We start from the raw sequence: 21,393 nt of genomic DNA on the forward strand, positions 1-21,393 counted from the left end.
AAATAATTCATAATATCCACTCTTTCAGATCTTTCCTGCTAGTTTCCCATCCATGATCGTAAGTCCTATGTTTTACATCACAATAACTACAAAATGGCATTGGTTTGGCTAATGCCGTTAATATCTCCTCAGCAGATTTTGCCTTATATATATCTATACCATCTTCTTCCTTCAGAGGAATATGCTGATTAAAGTATTTATTGAATACCTTTACATTCGGTGCAATGCTACATGTATAAAGCCTGCCTCGCTCAAGCGTATGACAACTATTAGCATTAGCACAGTGAAGAAAACTCTCCATAGCATCCTGGTTCCCTGAAAGATCAAGAGGGAAATGCCATAGCGTCCGTCCGCTCTCTGAAGAGCCAAGGTATTCCCAGACAACGCCCTTTTCTACTGCTTTTTTCCTTAGCTCTTCATAATCAAGGGACACAGGATACTTTGTAACCATCAGCCCCGTCCTATTTTCTTTCAAAACAGTCCAGAATTCATCTTTCATTCTACCTAAAAGTGTTCCATTCGTAGCAATAAATACTTCCGTCTCTGGCATGCAGCGACGAGCAATTCTCACATAGTCGAGCAACTGTTCATTCAACAGTGGCTCTCCCCCCAAAAGAATAATTCGATGTATATGCTCCGTCATTATCTCTGAAAGCCGCTTCATATCCCGCTCAAAAACATCCAACTCTAATGTGTCCGCCTCTGCCACAGGGGCGAAATGATCACACCCTTTGCAATTCAGATTGCAGTCCTTGTTGATGTTCACCTCTACATGAATAGAATCCAACGGCACAAGCCGCTGTTTCTGTTCTTTAGCCAATTCCTCCCCAACAATATCACCTGGAAGCTCAGTAATTATCTGCCCCTGTGGTATTCCAGCTTCCAATAATTGCTGTTCCATTTGTTTGGCATGTCTCAGCGAAGCCACTATAAACTTTGATGTACCATACTTTTCAATAACTTCTTGCAAAGAAAGAACCTGTATATCATCGTGCATCCCCTGTTTGGTACTGGAATTATCACAAAATACTATATTAGCTTCAGTTTTCTCTTGTCTTACCCGTTCATACAGTCTTTTCCCTACTGCCGCATAACCGAAAATAATTATATTCTCAACATTTATATTCGAAGAGCATTTGCTCACAACCTTCCACCTCTTTTAGTTCTATAATTATTGGCAAATAATTCATATACTTTTAGTCATGATCACTGAAAACCTCTAATTCCGCAACCTTTTCCATAACTATCTCCGGAGTAATACTCCACATACATTCAGGTTTTTCCATTCCTCTGGCACACACATCAAAGCCATCATAAAGGCAATGACATCCATGACAATTCCCTACTTTCAAATTGATATTCTCTGGATAACCAAAAAATTCTTCTTGCGTTGGCCCAAAACACACTATGCACTTTGTTCCCAACTGAGTTGCTAAATGTACCAAGCCGCCCTCTTTATCGATATGCAGAAGGCTGCCTTTCAGAATATACTTCACTAATTCCAAGCTTTCTCCAAGGAAATATCTATCAGCACCGCTTATCTTTGCGGTTCCTGCCGAACCAACCTGAACTACCTCGATTTCAGGATATTTATGCTTGAAAAGCCCCACGAACCTTTCCATATGCGAAAGTGGCCAATCCTTGGCAATACTGTTGTTGTTGCCCGAAGCATCAACGCCCCCTCCATAATTAACTGTAATATACCTTTTGGGAAGTGCCAGTTTCTCATACTCAGCACCAAAGTCCGGATTCAATGGGATATGTACATCATGATCCCTTATATCAAATACCCCGGTATGATTTAGGTAACTATAATAATTCAGCCCCAAAAACTTCATTCGGTTAAAATGCACATATCGCGTTGTAACTCCCATAGCAGGCAGATTATAGGCTCTAACTGATTCTTGCAGCTTTTTCATCTTCCTTGCAAAATCAGGTGCCACATCATTCAGCCTATCAAACTTCAGCCCATCCACATCCAACATGAAAGCAACCGTAAAAGCCACATCATACTGAGACTTTTGGCTGGCATAAAGAGCACCGCCATCATCAATGACCGAATTAAGATTTTCTTGGTCACTATACATTGAACTGATTATCCCAGTTGCTCCAGGAGAATATATATCAATTTGGCAACTAGGTGCCATACCTACTAACTCAGTAAAGAATTTTTTCTTTACAATAGCATCCCCCAACCCCGGCCCATATTTTAACGCAATAGAAATACCATCATGCAAATAGGCAAAATCAAGTTTCCGCTCTCTTGCACATTCCCCTGTCGATAACAAAACCACCACTTCTCTGCGCGGCTCCATATAGATGATTTTCTCTGCCTTAACATCCATGGATAGTAAAACCTTGGTCACCGCTCGAACATGCGCTCCCATCTTAAAAGCCAGCACTACATAATCAAAATCCAGTTCGCGAATTTTTTCCACCGGATAAATAGGCACAATCATAGGCATATACTTATCAAAAGCTCTGTCAACAAATGCCACTACTTCACAATATCTAGTGAGCTCCATCTGCTGCATATACTCCTGCCCCACATCACCAGCGCCATATATGACAATACGTGACCCTTGATGTATTTTTTCGTAAGGAAATAAATAAGTGTATTTCAAGGATATCTCCACCTCATGTACTAAAATGACTATTTCAAACTTCACAACTCAAAATTCGCTGTTACGAAACTACCATTTATAATTATGAAATAAGCTTTTCTAAATCTAAAATAATAACATCATCTATGCTTTATGTAATAAATTTTATGGATATCCCATATTTCCATAAAACTGTTTTTCCCCGCCTCCTTACCTCATAAGAGATAGCGGCTTTTTCTATCCACAAATATAATCAGGCAGGCCTTACCTTGTTGTTTGCCAGCCACTTTATCAATTTACCCACGGCCTAATTCGAGGACATTTTTCTGTCCTTGCGAGACAGTCTGTTATGTTAGGTATGATTTTTATCATCCAGCGCTTTTCTTTGGTGGAACGCTTTATTCTCCTGCTTTTGCTAATTTAATAATGTACTCAATCAACCTATACAATCGTTAACTTACTGTCATTGCTATTGACTAGATACGCAGTATATGTTAATATGTGCATATCTAGTCAAAAATAAACTATCACAGGAGGTTTAATATGTGCAACATTGACCATCTGCTCTCCAGACAACATGCAATCGCTGAGCAATGCGCAGAACCATTACCTATCCCTAAGTTTAATACCTATTGCATTTGTAACTTGCGGGGGGGAATTGGGAAAACATCACTTTCATTTAATTTATCCTATTTAGCTGACAATGTTTTAGCGGTTGACACTTGCCCACAAGGAAATCTATCTTATTTCTACAATCCTAATTATTTTAATAGTAGGACATCTACTTATGATATGCTTCTCCCATACTTTATGCCTGGCTTCGGAAAAGCTAGTCATGTAGCACAGAGAATAGAAGCTACCAATCATTTCTTCAACGGGCACAATGCATTTTATATCCCCTCCACAGATATGCTGTATAATTTTGCTTCCACTATGTCATTCGCATTCAGTCAAGCAAGCGCCCTTACTGGAGCACAACAACAACAACTCATTGATACTATGCTATTTTCTTTAAGATCAGAAATCAGACGTGAATTAGCAGAAACTTCTACACAAAAATGTCTTATTGATACCTCTCCATTCTTTGCTGGAGCTACCCACCTCGCATGGCATGCCACCGATGCTCTCATCGTACCAGTACGTACAGATCAACAATCTATAAATTCATTATCTCTGTTGCTCCAATCCTTATCAAACCCTGCTAGCCCATTTCTCAGAATCATGCCTTCTAACAATCACATCCCCAAAATTCAATTGGTTGTTCTAACTCATTGTGGTTGGTCAACACGAGCTGGGGCAAGACATCAGCCGAACCAACAAACCCGTGTCTATTTAGAACAGGTTCGGGATTTAGTTGCACGATATATAACGCATTTTACCACATCTATCCCTGAAAATCATATTGTCCTATTAGATGATTTTCTTGGTAGCGGAAGGATTTCTACCGCTCAATCTAAACCTATTAATCTCTTAACCGCTGGTGAAAGTGCAACTATTCAACGAGTCCGTGTCGAAGTCAATTCTTCTGTTGAAAAGATAAAAAATCAGTTGTTATTCATTAATAATAGTATATGGTAACTATCCCCAAATTACTTTATATAACTAATTTGAATAAAATATACATGTTGCTCATTCTATGTAATCCTTACTCCCACGCTCGTGGGAGTTTTTATTTGCCGCTCTATAGATTTTTTCACAAATCCCTTCAGTTTCTCCCATTGGATCGACGCTGAGATTACCACTGATTTTTCCAATCATCATAGGGATATTCTTTGTCTGTACTCCTAATTCAGCTAAAGATTGATAAATTCCTATCTCTGTCAAAAATTTTCTCGTTGTCTTTTCTGCCGCGGTTGCTGAGCTTATTGTCTTCTTTAGCCACTTTTGGAATATTATTGTCACCTTTTCCGAACATACTTTGTATTCTTCCCCCATCCAAACAGGATACAGTGTCGCCAGCCCTGCTGCATGGCTTGTACCTGTCAAAGCCCCTATCGGGTACTGCATCCTGTGTGGAAGGCAGTTACCTACGTTGTACAGGTTCATGCCCATAAGCATGCTGGCATAGCTTACTTTTTCTCTTGCCTCGTGATCGTCTAGATTCTGATTTAGCTTAGGAAGATTCTCGCCTATCAGGCGTATTGCTTGCAGGGAAAGATTTTCACTATATAAGTTTGCCCTTTTGCTAAGATAGCTTTCTATCGCATGAGCCAGTGCATCAAAACCAGTTTCCATTGTAAGATGCTTTGGCATGCTCCAAGTGAATGCTGCATCTACGATAGCAACTTTCGGTGCCAAGCTCTTCCCGCGGATGCCACCTTTTATTTTCAAAGATTTATCGGAGAGTATGGCCCCCTTGCTAAGTTCACTACCTGTTCCCGCAGTCGTTGGCAGCGCAATGATTGGCAATACCTTCTCCGGCGCGGGAATCCCCTTTACTAGATATTCACTAAGGCTGATGTCGCTAACTGCAGCTACGGCCGCGCCCTTCGTCAAGTCAATGGCACTGCCACCGCCAAGGCCTACTAGCAAATTGATATCGTTCTCTCGGATAAGCTTGCCTGCTTCTTCAGCCTCGCTTACTTCCGGATTGGCACCATGTCCACAATATATCAAAACGCTGGTGGCACCATTTTCCATCAGCATTTTTTTTACCTTATCCAGCGTCCCATTGTCTTTCAGTGTATGACCTGTATATACAAGTAATACATTTCGTCCCTGAATGCTATCTTTTTCCTTTGCCAGAGCCTCTGCACAGATATTCGTTCCGAAGTGAATGCGTGTAGGGACTTCCCATGTAAAGTTCATCGTTATCTATCCCCTTTCAGCATTGCCATTTTTTCCTCTGCTCTGTCACGAACAGCTTCATATATACACTGTTGGACACGAATGGGTTGGAATCCTGCCTCTGCCAGCCAACCATTCGCCTCCGCAGTCTTGTAGCCTTGACGTGCTGCCAGCTTCAGATCGGTCGAGATATTTATCTTACGTACCCCATGAATAGCCGCCAGTTTTTTCAGTGCCTCTTCCGACAAGCCACTGGCACCATGTACGACAAAAGGTTTGTCCGATTGTTTCACTGCATATTCGACCAAATCGTAGTGCAGCTGTGGTTTCGTCCGATACGTCCCATGCGCATTGCCAAAAGCTACAGCTAATGCATCGAAATTTGCATTTTCTATAAATATATCGATATCTTCCCTCGAGGCAATCTGGCTTTCGATTGCCTTGATATCATCTTCTGCCCCTTGCAGAACACCGACTTCCGCCTCGATGTATGACCTGTTTTTCTGCTGTTGCACATACTCATGCAGACGATTGATGGCATCGATATTTTCAGCTAGGCTTTTCTGCGACATATCCAGCATAACAGAGTCCCAACCTTTATCGACAGCATCACGAACCATGCTCTCATCCCGGCAATGATCCAAACTCAGCCAAGCCTGGATGCCAAGCCTCTGTGAATAGCTGGTCACAAAGCTCCGCATCTCCTCCTGCGGCAAAGCCTGATAAATATTGGTCGATGTTTGCAAGATAACATTCTGATCCATATTCTTCGCCGCATCCATTACCGCCTGTACCGAGGCAAAGTCCCATATATTGAAAGCAAAGTAAACAGCTTCCCTCGCGTACATTCTCTCAGTCATTTTTATGCCTTTCTGCTATCTGCCAAAGCGCGTCCGGCAGATTATCCTTCACATAGCGGTAATCTTCTTCAAAGTCCACTTCACCCCAGAAGCGTTTTTCTGTAGACAGAGTTGGCACACGATAGCCCCCTTCATCGATGACCGCCTGGATTGCACCCTCGAAATATGAATTCAAGCAGCCCTCGCGCATGAGTTTACGGGTGGCTGCCTTGATTGCCGGCATGGCCTTTGCACTGAGTTTTGCCATACCGATAAATTCGCCCTCAGCTTCCATCTCGGGAATTTCTTTGCTGACTTTCACTACCTGCCCAGCTTCCGTGATGACCTTCATAGCTTCTTTATCACAAGTCTTAAAGTCTACAGGCATAACGATATCACCAGTGCCTTGCACCATTTCCTCGAAAATCGCCGGATCACAGAGTGTGTCCGCATGCAGGTACACAGTATCTTCATCCCTCAGCTCATTCTGTGCCATGTAGAAGGAGCCTAGCACATTACAATGCGCATAGAAGGGATTGTATATGCAGGTTATCCCAGCATGTTCCTTAGCCAAGTCTTCGTATAATCCAGCCTTGTAACCGGTGACTATCTTGATATCGTCAATGCCGTTCTCATGCAGGAGCGAAAGATTATAGTCAATGAGTCTATGCTCCTTTGCCGTAAGGAATGCTTTGGGTATGGTATCCGTAAGATTTCCTAGTCTGCTGCCGCGTCCTGCTGCCATGATAATTGCCTGCACTATTCATTCCCCCATTAATAATTCAAAGATTTTCGATATACACTTCTCTATCCGTACGAAGCGCTTCCAGCATCTGGATCCTTTTCTTGTACAGCGGTTGCAAAACCTCATATGTCGATTTATATAAATTATAGACATGCTGATATTTGCGATGATTTTCCATATCTGGCTTGATAATCATACGTACTCGCACGAAATTTTCCGCTGCCTCCTGAATACTATGGAAATAGTCAATGCCGATAAGAGCCAGCATAGCTGCTCCCGTCGAGGTTGTCTCAAATTCACTCAGTACCAGCACATCTACACCAAGGATATCCGCCTTGATTTGTGAAACAAGATTCAGCCGAGCAAGCCCACCTGATAGTCTGACCTGCTTGATTTTTATCCCAGCTTCCTCAATAGCGTTTTTCATATCCATATCGATGAAGCCAGCACTTTCGAAAACTGCCCGCGTCATATCCTTACGGGTATGCATGCGCTCCAAACCGAAGAAAACACCTCTGGCATCATCGTTCCAAATCGGTGCTCGTTCGCCCAAAAGATATGGCAAGAAAATCAAGCCCTTCGCACCAACATCAACTTCAGCTGCTTCCTTCTCCATTACCTCATATGGATAGGGCTCATTTTGATAGTAGCATTGCTTTGCCCACTCAATAAGTCCGCCTCCGAGATTATTGGAACCGCCCACAATACGAGCATTCTCTGCCTCATAAAGGCTTTCATAGACTTTTGATTCTATACCGAGATTCCCCGACTTGTAGCTTATCGTCCGAAAAACGGTCACCGTTCCCGAAACATCACTAGCCTCGCCTTCCTCTACCGCTCCACTGCCAAAGAATGAACAGATAGCATCGTAGGATGAAGCAACGACATTTATCTTCCCACCAATGCCCAGTCTGTTTTTTATGTCTTCCAATAAGTCACCTGCCACATCCCCGATTGCCACTACCTCAGGCAGTGAATCCAGGCGGATTCCCAGTGACTGCAACAGTTTCTGCGGATATTTCTTCGTTGTTTGGTCATAATGGAACTTCCCGGCATCCAGGCAATCCGTTACTGGTTTCCCACACAACCGGTACAGCAAGAATGCATTCGGTGTCAAAAAATACGTGGTCTTCCCAAAGATAGCTTCAGCCTGCCGCTTTACCCATAATATCTTAGGCAGCAGCAAGCTGGATGACATGGAAAGATGCGTTTTCTCCCTGGCCTCTGCAAATTCCGGCATACGTGAAATCGCCTCAGCTTCTGCCTGGGCACGTTTGTCAGACACCATCATAACCGGAGCTAAAGGCTGCCCTTCTTCATCCAAACATACCAAACAGGAAGCCGATGCTGTAACCGTTATGGCATCCAGCTGCTTGATTCCCGCCTCGCGAATGGATTTGCCCATAACGACCAAGGCCTTCTCCCACCATTCCGAGGCATCTTGTTCCACCCGCATATCATTGATGGCTGAAGTTAATGGCAGGGCTGCTTGCGAAAGCTTCTGCCCATCCGCCCGAAAGATTATACTTCGGATGCTTTTCATCCCCATATTCAGAACCAATACTGTTTTCATCCTGTTATAGCTCCTCCAAGGTGCTTCTCTATGATATCTGCAACGCGTTGCGATGCCTTGCCATCCTCCATGATTTCAAAATCAGACAGGAACGCGACGATTCCTTTTTCGTATTCCTGCGCATCAAATTGTTCAATCGCCTTTGCCAGCACCTCATCTGTCTCGGCCTTGATGAAAGGCAATGAATCAAGATCCCACATCAAAGAACCACGTTCATTTACATACTCCTGCAAGTCATTCAGATAGAGAACAACTGGCATATGCGTATATGCCGCATCAAAACTCATAGCTGAGTAGTCCGAAAGCAAAATATCACATGCTCCCAAAACTTCACTCATATCATCATCTTTGCTGGCATCCACAAGATACTTGCTTTTTTCCGTCAAGCCGACGCCAATATGCCGCGCTGTAAGCTGCGGATGCAAGCGCAAAACAATCGTCCAATTACCAGCAAAGCGTTTCTCCAACGCCTCTAGCAGGCGGGAAAAGTCCGGCATAGTATCCATTTTTTCCACAGTTCGCGCTGTTCCCTGACTGCCACTGCGAAAAGTTGGTGCATAAAGCAACAGCTTCGCATCCTCTGGCAACCCATGTTTCTTTCGGAATCTAACGCGGCATTTTTCTCGCTCATTCAACAAACCATCGACTCTTGGCGATCCTGTCCGATAAGTATCACCATCATAAACAATCGTTTTAGGAGCCTGCCGCTCCATCCAAGGAGAGTTTGTAAGAAGTATATCCACCATATCCGAATCATGGCGGCTGACCAAATCAGCAATCTTAGAAAACGATGCGCCTCTTGCCAACCCTGTCGGCTTGATATGGAGGCTCGCATGCCAAGTCTGCAGATAAAACTGCCCTGGCCGTTTCCGGCATTCGAGCTGCTTGCGGCTGTTGTCGACCCAGACTGCCGCCGTAGATAGTTCGTACGCACGATTCTTGAGTGTATTCTTTACCTTGCGAATGCCAGCTGGGAATTCCTTGCTCATATCATCTACAAGCCAGACCAAATCTAAATCCTGTCTGCGTCGTAAAAGTTCCAAGGCAATATACTTCGGATTGCAGGAAAAGCCTGTCGTTCCTTCAATGGTGGTAAAAACTATCTTCTTGGGGTTGATTGGATACTTGCGGCAATAGTAGAATTCCCTAGCCTGTTTTCTCCCCTGTCGCAAGCGACGACGTATATATCTGTCCTCTTTTGATAGCTTCAAAATCCTTCGTCCTCTCTTCCTACAATATAATAAATATATTCGACTTCCAGCCTTTTTCTCCTTCTTTTGTATTCATCGCCTCCTATCTCATCTCAGCAGGAAACGCTTATGTATACTTTCTGTTTTATAGAATTTATGTTTGCCTTATGATATAATATATGTAAGAACATAAGTTTTATAAAAAACATTACTCTTGCAACACTTCCTGCATTTTTCTATAATTAAGAAAGAAGGTGTCTAAAACGTTATCACAAGACGCGTTGCGCCGACAACGAAACCTGGCACGCATCCAGCGCTTCAAATTGTTGGATGATACCTTTTTCAACAGTTGTTTCGACGGGTATCCAAAAGGAATGGAATTGCTTCTGCGTATCATCAAGGGACGTAATGATTTAAAGATTGTAGATATGGTGACCCAAAATATCGTTCCCAATCTTTACGGGCGTGAAGTTCGTTTTGATGTATTTGCCAAAGACAACGAGGGAGTCGCCTACGATTTTGAAGTGCAACGAAGCGATACTGGAGCTGTCCCACTTCGAGCCCGCTATAATAGCAGTCTGCTCGACGCTATGGAGGTACAGAAAAGCACTCATTGGAAGAATTTGCCACAAACCTGCGTAATATTCATTACCGAACATGATGTTTTAAAAGGTGCTAAACCAATCTACCATATTCATCGAACCATTCACGAGATGGAGCATTCTATATTCAATGACGGTGCAGATATCATCTACGTAAATGCCGCGTGCCAATCCAGCGATGATCCACTAGGCCGGTTGATGCATGACTTTCACTGTACCAATGCCGACGATATGTACTATCCTGAACTAGCCGAACGAGTCCGGTTTTACAAAACCAATGATAAAGGGGTGACTAAGATGTGCGAAATCATGAATGAAGTACTAAATGAAGGCCGCGCCGAAGGACTTGCCGAGGGACGCATAGACGGATTACTGACGGCAGTCCGCAATTTGATGGCAGCTCAGCATCTAAGTGCCCAAGAAGCCATGGATATCCTTAACATTCCTGCTGAAATACGCGAGGTTCTCCTCTCAAAACTCTATTCAACTCACACTTAAAATAAGGACGGATTGTCAAGCCAAGTGCAACACTTTTGAAAAGTGAACCTCATATGGTGTTTTGTAGTTAAGACATTTCCTTGGGCGTAAGTTCATCATGGCTACCCTTCTCTGTATGTAGTCATCAGAGATTTCTGTTATGTCCTTACCCTTAGGGAAATATTCTCTAAGCAAGCCATTCGTATTTTCGTTGGAGCCTCTCTGCCACGGCTGGTGCGGCTGCGGGAAATAGAATGGCAGGCCATTCAAGTATTCTGTCACATACGCATGACGGGCGAATTCTTTGCCCCTGTCAGGCGTTACTGACAGAGCCTTGGCACCAAGAAGCAAGTCTATCATTGTCCTGCTGACGGCCTGAGCGTTTTTCTTGTCAGCCTTGCCGCACATGAGATAACGGCTCTTTCTATCGACAAGTGTTACAAGGCAAGCTTTTCCTTGCTGGCCAACAACGGTGTCAGCTTCCCAGTGTCCTATTTCTGAACGATTCTCGGCTTCTGCCGGGCGTTCTGTCATATCATGGCTGATTTGGATTTTACCACGCTTCTCTTCAGCTGAATGCTTCCTTCTACGTTTGCCACGGTGCCTCAGTTTCTTTATGACACTTGCCGTGGAGGCTTTGGGGGCGTTCAACCATCCGCTGTATATCGCACGATAGATGGTCATGGTGCTTATGACGCACTGGCCATATTCAGCTCGCAACCGTCCAGCAATTTCCTCTTAAGACCACTGGTATTCAACCAGCCTGTTATGGAGCTTGCAATACTCACGGCGTGCCTGATACTGGCGTTGTGCCACTATTGGCATATACTGATTGTCAACAGAGTTACGGCGAAGCTCTCGGGAGATAGTTCCCTTGTTACGCCCCATACTCTTGGCTATAGCGGTTATGGAATACCCCTTGGCTCTAAGAAATAATAGATTTTCTCTCTCATATAGTGTAAGATGTTTGTAATGACGCATAGTTCCTCCTGGAAATGGGTTGTAGCAAACACCATTATATCAGAGGTCTATGCGTTATTTTATTTTACGCTATGTGCTGTTGCACTTAGATTGTAAATCCGTCAGCAAAATCATCTAGTGTGCAAAAAAATGAGCATAATCGCTTACCAGCGATTATGCTCATTTTTTATCTTTTCAAGATTACGTCACTCCCCCATTATTAATATCCTTTATATATGACTTGCACTATTCACCAGTTACATAAGGCAAGCTACATATAGTCATATACTGCAAATAATCCAATGTATTCCTGTAACCATTTGCAGTAAAATCAACCTAATAAATATTCATATACAGCTGCTACAGCTGCATTTCTAATCTTTTTCGCCCTAACATCCGCAATAAATTTCGCTTTTTTCAAATCAGATTCTTTTGCTTGTATAACGTCACCTATTGTATCAATGGATATTTCATGCATCTTCTTTTTTTGCCATTCAGTTAAATCCAACTTATCAATATTCTTAGCAAGGTGTTGCATCAACACACTGCTGCCATTTTTTATCATACACCCCTCTAATCTCTTATAACTAGCATGTGTCATCCCATATTCATTCATCCGACGGATATCAGATTTTTTTATTATATCCATCCCTGTCGTAGACGGAACTGCCTCGGCTGCTAATAAACAACCAATATTGACCATATATCGTGTTCCAACTTCACTTCTTGTTGCACGAATTCCTTCTGCATCCTCATATAAAAGTCCAGAATATTCAAGAATTCTAATAGACTCTTTTACTTCAATAGGCGCATCTTTATGAACCCAAAAATAAAGCGTTGTCCCCTTACCAACTTCATCTTTTAAATATTTATCATTCGTTTCTCTCAGCTTTGGTATAACTTCTGTTTCTAAAAAATCCCTCCCCCACTCAATGAACTCTTTATAGCCCGAAAATCTATCTGCTAATTTTGTATGTTCTGCCCAAATTTTACCTCGAAAATAATCTCTAAATACTTTATTTATAGCTGAAGAATCCATCTTCTCCGCCATCGATACACATTTTAATAAATATCGTGGATTCCCCGAAGCTGCATATGCCAATAAGGAAAAATTCTCTCCATTTTTTGACAAATTATCTAACAACTTACTATCTGTAACTTGACGTGATACAATCTCTTTCATAATTGATACATAATTATTCTCTCTAATATTACGAATCAAGTTAATCACTACTGCATCATGCGTTGGTTCAAATGTATCTCCATAAACAGTGACCCCCGGATATACTGTTGCATTACATTTGATATATGGCGACCGCAAATCTCTAAACAACGTAAAAAAAGCTCTTTGCTGCTGAGGTATAAATACATGTGCAGCTTCATCAACAAATACTACAATTCTCTTTATTTCAAAACTCTCACATAAATCTTGAATAAAGTCAAGAAAATCATCTAAATTGGGTATTTCTTCTACAGAAATTTTTCTTTCTCCCCCCTTCCATGACTCCTCATACTCATTAATCACTCTATCAATTTCACTTGTGTTCAACGAGACATTGCAATCACTCAAAAAAGATGCATTAGAAAGCAAAGATATTTTACCTGATTTTCTCACTGCTCTAAAAACAGCCGCACAAATTCTAGCCATAATCCAATATCTAAATTGCTCTTCTGTAGTATCTTTTATCAAGGGCGAAGACCTTAATGTCACATATACAGGTAATATTTTTGATTCTGCAAATGTCCTTTTCAACTGTATTTCACTTACCTTGAACAAAAAAGATTTGCCCACACCTCTACTTCCGACTAGTAACACTGGCGATGGCGCTTTCAATTTATCGACAATATTCTGTTCATACTCAGACGATACATAAAAATCAGTAATTTGTTTATCCTCTAATTCCTCAGTTCTAAAAATCAATTCACTCATTACTCTCTCCCCTTTAAATACTTTTGTACTTCTTTTCGAGTCCCTATATTATCCCTTATAACCATTTCTAATTCTTCAACTGCATTAGCGTCATCTAAGATAGATCTAAATCGAATAAACAATGCCATGCAAATAATATATTTTACCCTTGAAAAACATTTAATATAAAGTTGAAAACTTTCTTGATTATATACAAGTTTCTCACATAACATATCTAATTTTTCATAATTCCCATGAACAAACTCGGAGCATTCTCTATAAATGCCACTACAGTCATTCAACAGCTCCATACTTATATCAGAACTGATATCATCTGCATATAATTCTATAAATTTCACACTAAAAATACCACTATCTTTATCTGTAATATGCTTCCATGACATATCATACTTACCTTTTTTCCACAATCTGTAATTAAAATCGCTAGTTGACAAGTATATAGCAAAAAGCAAATGTTCAAAATATTGTCTCAATGCTATAATTGCTTCTTTATAAAAACCTTCTGTGCAAAAATAAATAGACTTAATACACTCATTTTGTGCTTCCTGCACCAAAATCATGTCACCTAAATCACCACAGTATGATATCCAATTCTGCAAATCACTCGAAAATGATAAGCATTTATCTATCTCGTAAAATTCATCATTATCTCGCGAGCATTTTATATTGGTGTTAGCCACCTTATTGATTTGCAATAACATATCATAATTCGTCATTGTATTGATTCACATCCTACTGTTACCCATTATTTCATTTCAGTTTTCCTATATACTAAAATATTTTTCCTTTTCGCCACCATATCCCTTATTATATTCCCCAACGTAAATAGAACAACAAAAACTGATCAAGGATATATAAAGTTCCCTCTTTCTAATCTATCATATCTGGTTCAAGTATAGATTCCCTAATAATCGCTTCGGTATGACCGATATTCTTACTCAAGTTAGGTGTCGGGGGCAGCTGGCTTTGACCAATGAATTTTGCCAACCTTTCCTTGATTTCATCTACCGTTAATTTCAATGTTGGCGGGTCTTCACAGATAGCTAACAGCAACAACCGATAAATATCCCCAGTCCGGCCATCGGCAAAGGTATATTCTTTTCTGCGGCTCTTTCCTTTACTAGGCCCCTTTAGTACATTATTTACTACATCGGCATAATTCGGATAATGATACGCAGTTTCCGCAAAGGCGTCCCGGATATCATCATATGAGATTGCTGCCTATTTATTATACTCCACTAGATAAGCGAGATTAGAGCAATTCTCCTGCATGAGCTGCGGCGATGTCGCACTTTCTTTCGCAATATAGGATAGCATTTCCTCACTCAATTTGATGCCTAAGAGCTCAAATCCTTTAGCAGCGATTTGCCGCAGTTCCGCCTGCGACCAAAGATGGAGGTCTATGAATACAATCCTGCCGATGAGATCTGGGGACGAAACACCTCATCTATGGAAATACTATTCATATAAACGCCTCCTTCGCTATTTTATATTATAATTATATATTTTTTCATTCTATTGTTCAATAAAAAGCATTTCTTCATGCCTTTATTAACAAATATAAAAATCAGTTGACTTTTTATGATATTATATAGACAATAGATACAGCCTCTTGAAAAGGAGGTGAATCTGTGTTTTCTTTGTAGACACGCCAAAAGCCCCTTGGCGAAGGTAAGAGGTTGCCAAGGGGCTTCTTGTATCTGTGTTTTCTTTCCGTATTTTCATTATTGCATAATAACACTACTCTGTCAAGCTACAACATCATTCCTTACATACGCCTCCGGCTCGTTGATGAATATATCTGTTATGCCCTGGGCTTCTAGTTTTGACAAGTCAATTTTCGTTCCTGTCGGCTTTTCGGGATACAAGTGGCCGGTGAACCATGCGCGGACGGTTTGACCGGTCAGTTCTTCACGAGTCCGATCCATTGCCCGCCAGAAGGGATGTATGGCGGCACCAGGGAAGTTTTTCTGCTTGAACAAGCAGTCTGAAGCATTGACATCGAGTACGCCCAGTTTAGCGGCAGGCGAGAGCTTTTGTACGATTTCCAAAGTCTTCGTATAGAAGCTCGAGTAGACGATGTTGTCTTCTATCCCGCGCTTTTGGATGAATTCAACGATTTTCTGCTCAATGCCTGGATAGTGGTAAACATTGTTCTTTATCTCGATATTTACCTGCAGGCCCGCTTGGATATACGGCAGGAGCAAATCAAACACTTCCTCGATCGTCGGGATATGTTCTGCCTTTGGTGTTCCCGTGGCGATATGAAGGCAGGATAACTCCTGCAGGGTAAAGTCACGGATATTGCCGATGCCATCGGTCGTGCGATCAACACGTTCATCATGGCATACCACCATTTGCTGGTCTTTTGTCAGCTGTACATCCAGTTCGATACCGGTAAGTCCATGTTTATGCAGTTCAGCGGCCTTGGCAAAGGCAGTCAGTGTATTTTCCGGATAGCACTGGCTGCAGCCGCGATGTGCCCAAAATTTCATATGATAACCGTTCCTTCCTCAATAGGTGTTGCCTTACGCCAGGCCAGGAATTTCTCCATGATATCGGCAAAGGCGATTGATTCGTTGCGCGTGAGCTTGAACCCGCCACGCGGATTGCCATTGATAGCTGAGACGAAATCACTGAGTTCATAGCGCAGGCCATCCCCCAGATATTTGGTATAGACTTTTTCATTCTGCGTAAAATCCTCATAGCAGATTTCAAATTCCGTCGTCTTCCACCACGGCGCGGGCACAAAGATGTAGCCACGCGTTCCCGAGATCAACAGATGACCGTCAGATTTTACCTTGAGGCCAGTCTTGGCCGTCGCCATGCTATGCGGATAGCGGAAATAAGCCTTGGTATAGAGATCAACGCCATTTGCTGCCTTAAAGCACTCAAAGCGGATATCCTGATAGTCCTTACCGAGCAGCTTGATGATGGGCAGCAGATTGTAGCTGCCATATTCCGTGAAGCTGCCGCCATGTTCGGCATTGGTGAGCTCACGCATGGAGTCTTTGGGAAAGATGCGCGTAAAGCAGGATTCTACGTCGCGAATCTCGCCAATTACACCACTCTGTACCATTGACAGCAGACGGATAAAGCCTGGCGTATAGGCCGTCTTGATGGCCTCCATAAGCACCAGCCCGTGCTCTTCTGCCAGCGCAAACAGCTCCTCAGCCTCGGCCTTTTTCAGCGTCATCGGCTTTTCGCAAAGCACATGCTTGCCATGCTCCAACGCATTTTTCGCATAGAGATAGTGGAACTCATGCGGTACGCAGATGTCTACCGCATCGACATGCTCATAGAATTCCTCTTCATCAGCTGTGTAGAACTCACACTCCATTTCCTCCGCGAAGCGTTTGGCACTCTCGATATGCGGGTTGAATACCCCCGTGAGTTCCATGCCACTGACGTATTTTGCCTCGGGCACAAAGCGCCGCGCGATACGCCCACTGCCGATTAGACCCATGCGGATGATTTTATGATTATGCGTGCGTTTCATCGTGCTCGAAATGCCCTTGGTACGCTCGAGGTAACGAACCTCGCAGAAATCCTTGAGATAGTCGAATTTTCCCGTCCAATCTGACCCCAGCACAAAGATATCTGCCCCATATTTTTGGATATCTTCGACCTTTTGGCCGATATGGTCCTCCACGATGACCTCATCGGCAAAGCCGCTTTTCTTGACATTTTCAATGCGCGTCATCAAGGAATCGACTACATTGAGCTTTCCCCTTGCCTCGTCGAAACTTTCCGTGGTAACACCAACAATCAGATAATCACCTAATGCTTTAGCACGTTGCAACAAGCGATAGTGTCCCTCGTGGAATAAATCAAATGTCCCATATGTGATTACCTTGACCATGTTATCATCTCGTTTCTTTTTATCCGTTAAATTCCCAGTTGCTTTCTTGTGTAAGCATAAATCTTTTCTCCTGCAGTACCATCATTATTTACTGCAATACTTTCATATGCCTTAAGCTGCCTTTCCTTATCAAAAGCCTTACCATGGATATTACCATCCAATAAATCCTTCAGTGAATTGAAGGCATTTTCAATGCAGCCATATAAAAACCATTTTGACATCCGATCAAATCCAATGGCCATGCGCTCTTTACTGTCATCATCAAAACTAACTGGCACCTTTTCCCATTGTTCACGCTGCCAATCCACTTGATACAGTGTTCTAGTCGGGGCATACATAAACTTCGGCAATCTCGTGGTTATTTGATCCCATCCCTGCCAAAAGAACCAGCCTATTGCCCACGTATACAGATAGCCATTCGCCGCTTGCGGGCTTGGTTTGAAGTCATTTTTCCACTCAGATATTTTTCCGCTTGCCCTGTCAAGCTTCAGGAACTTATTTCCCCAATTCGGCGTAATATAAACCGTATCGTTTGCAAATGCCACCGAACCTAATGGCATTAAATCACATTCAAAGTGCATCCCTGGATGTTCACAGGTAAATCCATCGGGGAATCCCACATATTTTTTCACATTACCTTTACGTGGATCCCAGCACCATATTTCCTGTCCTTGTATTGGCAGGAGCCAAATCTTATCATCCTCAGGAATCAAACCACTAAACCCACTAATCCTGTCAGGCGCCAAGTCAATTGTTTCTACTGCTAATGTCTCCGGAGTGATTATAAATTGTTTTGCACTACTGGCCGCTGATACAACAAGCTTATCCTGCCATACGCAGCTGCCGCCCACAAACCAAAAATCGCCCAGCAATATAGACACTATATCTTTGGTTCCCTCAATATAGGTCACTGAATCATCGCTTACATCCAGGCATACAATAGCCGAGTAACGCAGCGGAATCATGAATATCTTGTTTTGCAGCATCACTGACCGCGCAAAAAGCCCATGCCGGCTCTCATCTTCGCGCAGTTTGATGCGCTTGATGATTTTCTTATTTCGTATCACCAGTACTTCCGGTATACCTGCCGGACAAATGTAGAGCTTATCATCCACTGGATGTACATACTGATAATATGCACCATCCTGATCCTCTGCCAACCGGCAATAAAATTCATAGTGATGATCATGGTTTGGCGAATGGAACAGACAATTATTCCAAGTGATAATCCAGTCTTCATCCATCGACTGAACACCATTAAAAGCTTTTCCAAGCCAGTCATCCGGCCCTGGCAGTTCATGAATCTGATTATCCAATACAAAGATTGGCTTTCCTGCCACACCAAACAGGGAAGTGACACTTGTCCCACTGTCACCAATATAGACATCTGACCAGGCGATAGCCGTCTCTATCATCGGCGTATCATCGTAAATACCGATATCATGTGTAATGAAGTAGTCCCGTGCAGCCTCATATTTAGCCACCGCCTCACTGCGAATGGATTTCAACGTAGCCATCATCAGTGGATGTGGACGCCACAAAATACATGCATCCTGACGCCCTTCAAACGTCTTGAATACATACATCATTTTTTGCACGAATGCATCAACATCAGCTAGCATCCCCTGCAAACTGGTATTGTAGAAATAGACTTTGCGGCCCTTCATCTTTTCCCGCCAGCCTGCCGGTGGCTCTGGCGGATTCTGACAAAGATGGATAACCTTATCAAATTTAGGCGAACCAAGCGGCTGCACTTTATCCCTTACCGACTCATCGAAAAAACCTCTAAGGCACTCCGCCTGCACGAAAATAGCCTCTACATTTTCATAGGCCGGACATGATTTCTGATTTTCCGACATACCGCCTGACGTACTGTAATACGGAATGTAGTACAGATGTGCAGTTGCCGTTTTCAGTTTGCTCGAATAATATTGCCCATCTACTGAAGTTACCGCGTTATGATCGTCATATGGATTATGGATAAATATAGCATCCGGCTGCCAAGCTTTCAATTTCTCCAGTGTATATTCATGCCAATCAAGTACAGGCACATCATCGGGAAACATATCTGCCTCACAATGCCAAGCAGCTACCGTGCCATCTTCATTGCGGTCAGCATATGGGATAGGAATAACATACGTATTGCAATGTTCTCTATCCTCACTAGCTGCCCGCCAGACACTTTCAAGACTGTCCCACATCGAGGCCTTATAGGGCAGGAATACGATATCTTTTTTGATTTCTGATTCCTGACGTAATTTACCGATGACAATCTGAATGATCTCCTGGCAAAGGTTGCGACACTCATGTTTTTCCTCAGCCTGCAGATTCAGCCAATCAGTCTGCCCGATAATCTGCGCTAGTCCACTGAGCGATTCCGCATACGCTGCTGCTTTCGGTGCGGTAAAATCCATTTTACACCGTTTATTCACAGCTTCGAGGATTTCCACTACGGTCTGCCGCTGTACACCATCACTAAAGTCAATGCCCCTCAGCATTTCATTCAATTGTAACAACGCCTTGATTAGTTCCCGTTGTATTCCTCGATCCATCATCTGGTATTCACTCCCTATACTTGCCTCTACTATATCTATATTATAATTCGGTACACGCAAAAAGAATCCTGCTCTTGGGCCGAAATCTCCATAAACACAGACTCCTCAATAGCAATACAGCACCGTCTCACAGGACGTGGGAATCTTATACCCCAGCCCATATTCATTCAGCAGGGCTTTATCCTGCTCCGAGAGCCAGTAGTCCGTAACGTCGATGGGATAGTGACGGAATTCAAAGCGATAGCTTGGGCAAAGTGCGGAGACGTATTCGCGCAGTGCCCATAGGTCATAGGGCCGATGATAGGCACTGATGGCCATCTTGGGCTTCCATTTCAAAATGGAGGCCGCTGCACCTTCTAATACTTCCTGCTCGGCTCCTTCGACGTCGAGTTTGATATAGTCCACCCTTGGCAAAGCAGCCCGCTCGACATACGCATCGACGGAAATAAAGTGTGCCGTCTCGGCACCATGATCCAGCTTGCAGCTGGCGGTGCCGCCGCTGTTATAATGCGCATCGGCTTCCACATTAGAAAGCCCCATGTTTTCGGCCACGAAACCGTATTGCTCGGCTTTGGACTTACAAACCTCATAATTTTTCTTATCCATCTCAAAGGCATAGACTTTTGCCCCGAGCGAGGAAAACAACTTTGCCGTACCGCCATCATAGGCACCGCCATCAATTGCGATATCATTTTCCTGCGGGAGAAAACCTTCAAGCATGTACTGTGGTTCTGGTGCAAAGTGATAGTCCCGGATCTGCCAGGAAACATTACCAATCACGGCCGCCAGATACGCTTTTTTCGATTCCTCCTGCCCAAAGCAGGCATAGGTATCATAAAGGCGCGGCAGATTATCAAACATAAAATCCCGTCTATTGATAGCGTCCTGCAAATGTCCCAGGCTGATAGAATCCACGCCCAAGGGAGCCAATACCTTATCAAGCACCGGCAGCCACATCTGCGTATGCAGCAGCATGACTTTCACTTCGCGCGGATCAGCCAGGAACTCTTTGAGTCCCACAACACGGCAAGCAGGATAATTAATTTCGCCAACGTTTTTGTCCCAAGTGCAGATTGTCGTTACGTTCATGCCCCATTCCCACACTGCGTCGATGTTTCCAGCTTCGAATGGTTCCATAGGATAAAAATAGGCACAGGGAATCTGCTGTTCCTTGATTGCCTCCATCGAATCCTCATAGTTGCGATAATACAACTTCTTGACCATTGTTAGAAAATCCTTCATCGTTATCCCCCTTCAATCCATATCAACC

Annotated in this window: 15 protein-coding genes and 1 pseudogene; 2 read left to right on the forward strand and 14 right to left on the reverse strand. The window is 43.1% G+C overall.

The genetic code is table 11. The features are described from left to right. Positions 1-7 precede the first annotated feature (7 nt). Positions 8-1,144: a radical SAM protein gene (locus FZ041_RS06540; RefSeq protein WP_149188985.1), complete on the reverse strand. Its 1,137-nt coding sequence runs from the start codon at positions 1,142-1,144 to the stop codon at positions 8-10. A gap of 52 nt (positions 1,145-1,196) precedes the next feature. Then, positions 1,197-2,624, reverse strand: coding sequence for a hypothetical protein (locus FZ041_RS06545; protein ID WP_149188986.1), 1,428 nt, complete (start codon positions 2,622-2,624; stop codon positions 1,197-1,199). A gap of 522 nt (positions 2,625-3,146) precedes the next feature. Here FZ041_RS06545 and FZ041_RS06550 point away from each other — a divergent pair. After that, positions 3,147-4,181: a ParA family protein gene (locus FZ041_RS06550; protein WP_149188987.1), complete on the forward strand. Its 1,035-nt coding sequence runs from the start codon at positions 3,147-3,149 to the stop codon at positions 4,179-4,181. A gap of 51 nt (positions 4,182-4,232) precedes the next feature. Here the strand turns inward: FZ041_RS06550 and FZ041_RS06555 are convergent, their stop codons facing one another. Genes FZ041_RS06555 through FZ041_RS06575 form a run of 5 tightly spaced genes read right to left on the reverse strand, consistent with a single transcriptional unit; the run spans position 4,233 to position 9,758 of the window. Next, a complete protein-coding gene (locus tag FZ041_RS06555; protein ID WP_149188988.1) occupies positions 4,233-5,411 on the reverse strand; it encodes an iron-containing alcohol dehydrogenase in 1,179 nt (392 codons plus the stop codon). 2 nt (positions 5,412-5,413) lie between these two features. Continuing rightward, on the reverse strand, positions 5,414-6,250 hold the full coding sequence (locus FZ041_RS06560) for a class II fructose-bisphosphate aldolase (protein WP_149188989.1): 837 nt from the start codon (positions 6,248-6,250) through the stop codon (positions 5,414-5,416). Continuing rightward, the gene (locus tag FZ041_RS06565) at positions 6,243-6,989 is read right to left on the reverse strand and encodes a phosphocholine cytidylyltransferase family protein (protein ID WP_149188990.1); all 747 of its coding nucleotides are present in this window, start codon (positions 6,987-6,989) and stop codon (positions 6,243-6,245) included. Before FZ041_RS06565 ends, FZ041_RS06560 begins: the two co-directional genes overlap by 8 nt. 22 nt (positions 6,990-7,011) lie before the next feature. Beyond that, positions 7,012-8,547 carry an FGGY-family carbohydrate kinase gene (locus tag FZ041_RS06570; protein ID WP_149188991.1) on the reverse strand — a complete coding sequence of 512 codons (1,536 nt, stop codon included), beginning with the start codon at positions 8,545-8,547 and terminating at the stop codon, positions 7,012-7,014. After that, entirely contained in the window at positions 8,544-9,758 is a 1,215-nt protein-coding gene (locus tag FZ041_RS06575) for a CDP-glycerol glycerophosphotransferase family protein (protein WP_187626329.1), read from the reverse strand. The genes FZ041_RS06570 and FZ041_RS06575 overlap by 4 nt, the downstream gene beginning before the upstream one ends. A gap of 233 nt (positions 9,759-9,991) precedes the next feature. On the opposite strand from FZ041_RS06575, the gene FZ041_RS06580 reads away from it, so the two are divergent. Continuing rightward, positions 9,992-10,837 (forward strand): Rpn family recombination-promoting nuclease/putative transposase, encoded by an 846-nt coding sequence (locus FZ041_RS06580; protein WP_255449277.1) that lies wholly within the window; start codon positions 9,992-9,994, stop codon positions 10,835-10,837. 15 nt (positions 10,838-10,852) lie between these two features. Here FZ041_RS06580 and FZ041_RS06585 read toward each other — a convergent pair. The 7 genes and pseudogenes from FZ041_RS06585 to FZ041_RS06615 form a co-directional block, all read right to left on the reverse strand. Continuing rightward, positions 10,853-11,797 (reverse strand): annotated as a pseudogene (locus FZ041_RS06585) (IS30 family transposase). 310 nt (positions 11,798-12,107) lie between these two features. Then, on the reverse strand, positions 12,108-13,706 hold the full coding sequence (locus FZ041_RS06590) for an ORC-CDC6 family AAA ATPase (RefSeq protein WP_149188993.1): 1,599 nt from the start codon (positions 13,704-13,706) through the stop codon (positions 12,108-12,110). Then, positions 13,706-14,422: a hypothetical protein gene (locus tag FZ041_RS06595; RefSeq protein ID WP_149188994.1), complete on the reverse strand. Its 717-nt coding sequence runs from the start codon at positions 14,420-14,422 to the stop codon at positions 13,706-13,708. Before FZ041_RS06595 ends, FZ041_RS06590 begins: the two co-directional genes overlap by 1 nt. Before the next feature lie 1,032 nt (positions 14,423-15,454). Next, positions 15,455-16,201, reverse strand: a complete 747-nt coding sequence (locus tag FZ041_RS06600) for a glycerophosphodiester phosphodiesterase family protein (RefSeq protein ID WP_149188995.1) — start codon at positions 16,199-16,201, stop codon at positions 15,455-15,457. Further along, entirely contained in the window at positions 16,198-17,568 is a 1,371-nt protein-coding gene (locus FZ041_RS06605) for a Gfo/Idh/MocA family oxidoreductase (protein ID WP_149188996.1), read from the reverse strand. Before FZ041_RS06605 ends, FZ041_RS06600 begins: the two co-directional genes overlap by 4 nt. 26 nt (positions 17,569-17,594) lie before the next feature. Further along, the gene (locus tag FZ041_RS06610; protein WP_149188997.1) at positions 17,595-20,123 is read right to left on the reverse strand and encodes an NHL repeat-containing protein; all 2,529 of its coding nucleotides are present in this window, start codon (positions 20,121-20,123) and stop codon (positions 17,595-17,597) included. 105 nt (positions 20,124-20,228) lie between these two features. Further along, positions 20,229-21,365 carry an FkbM family methyltransferase gene (locus tag FZ041_RS06615; protein WP_149188998.1) on the reverse strand — a complete coding sequence of 379 codons (1,137 nt, stop codon included), beginning with the start codon at positions 21,363-21,365 and terminating at the stop codon, positions 20,229-20,231. Between the last annotated feature and the right edge of the window lie 28 nt (positions 21,366-21,393).

Source organism: Pseudoselenomonas caprae, from assembly GCF_008271345.1.
Classification (GTDB): Bacteria; Bacillota; Negativicutes; order Selenomonadales; family Selenomonadaceae; genus Selenomonas_A; species Selenomonas_A caprae.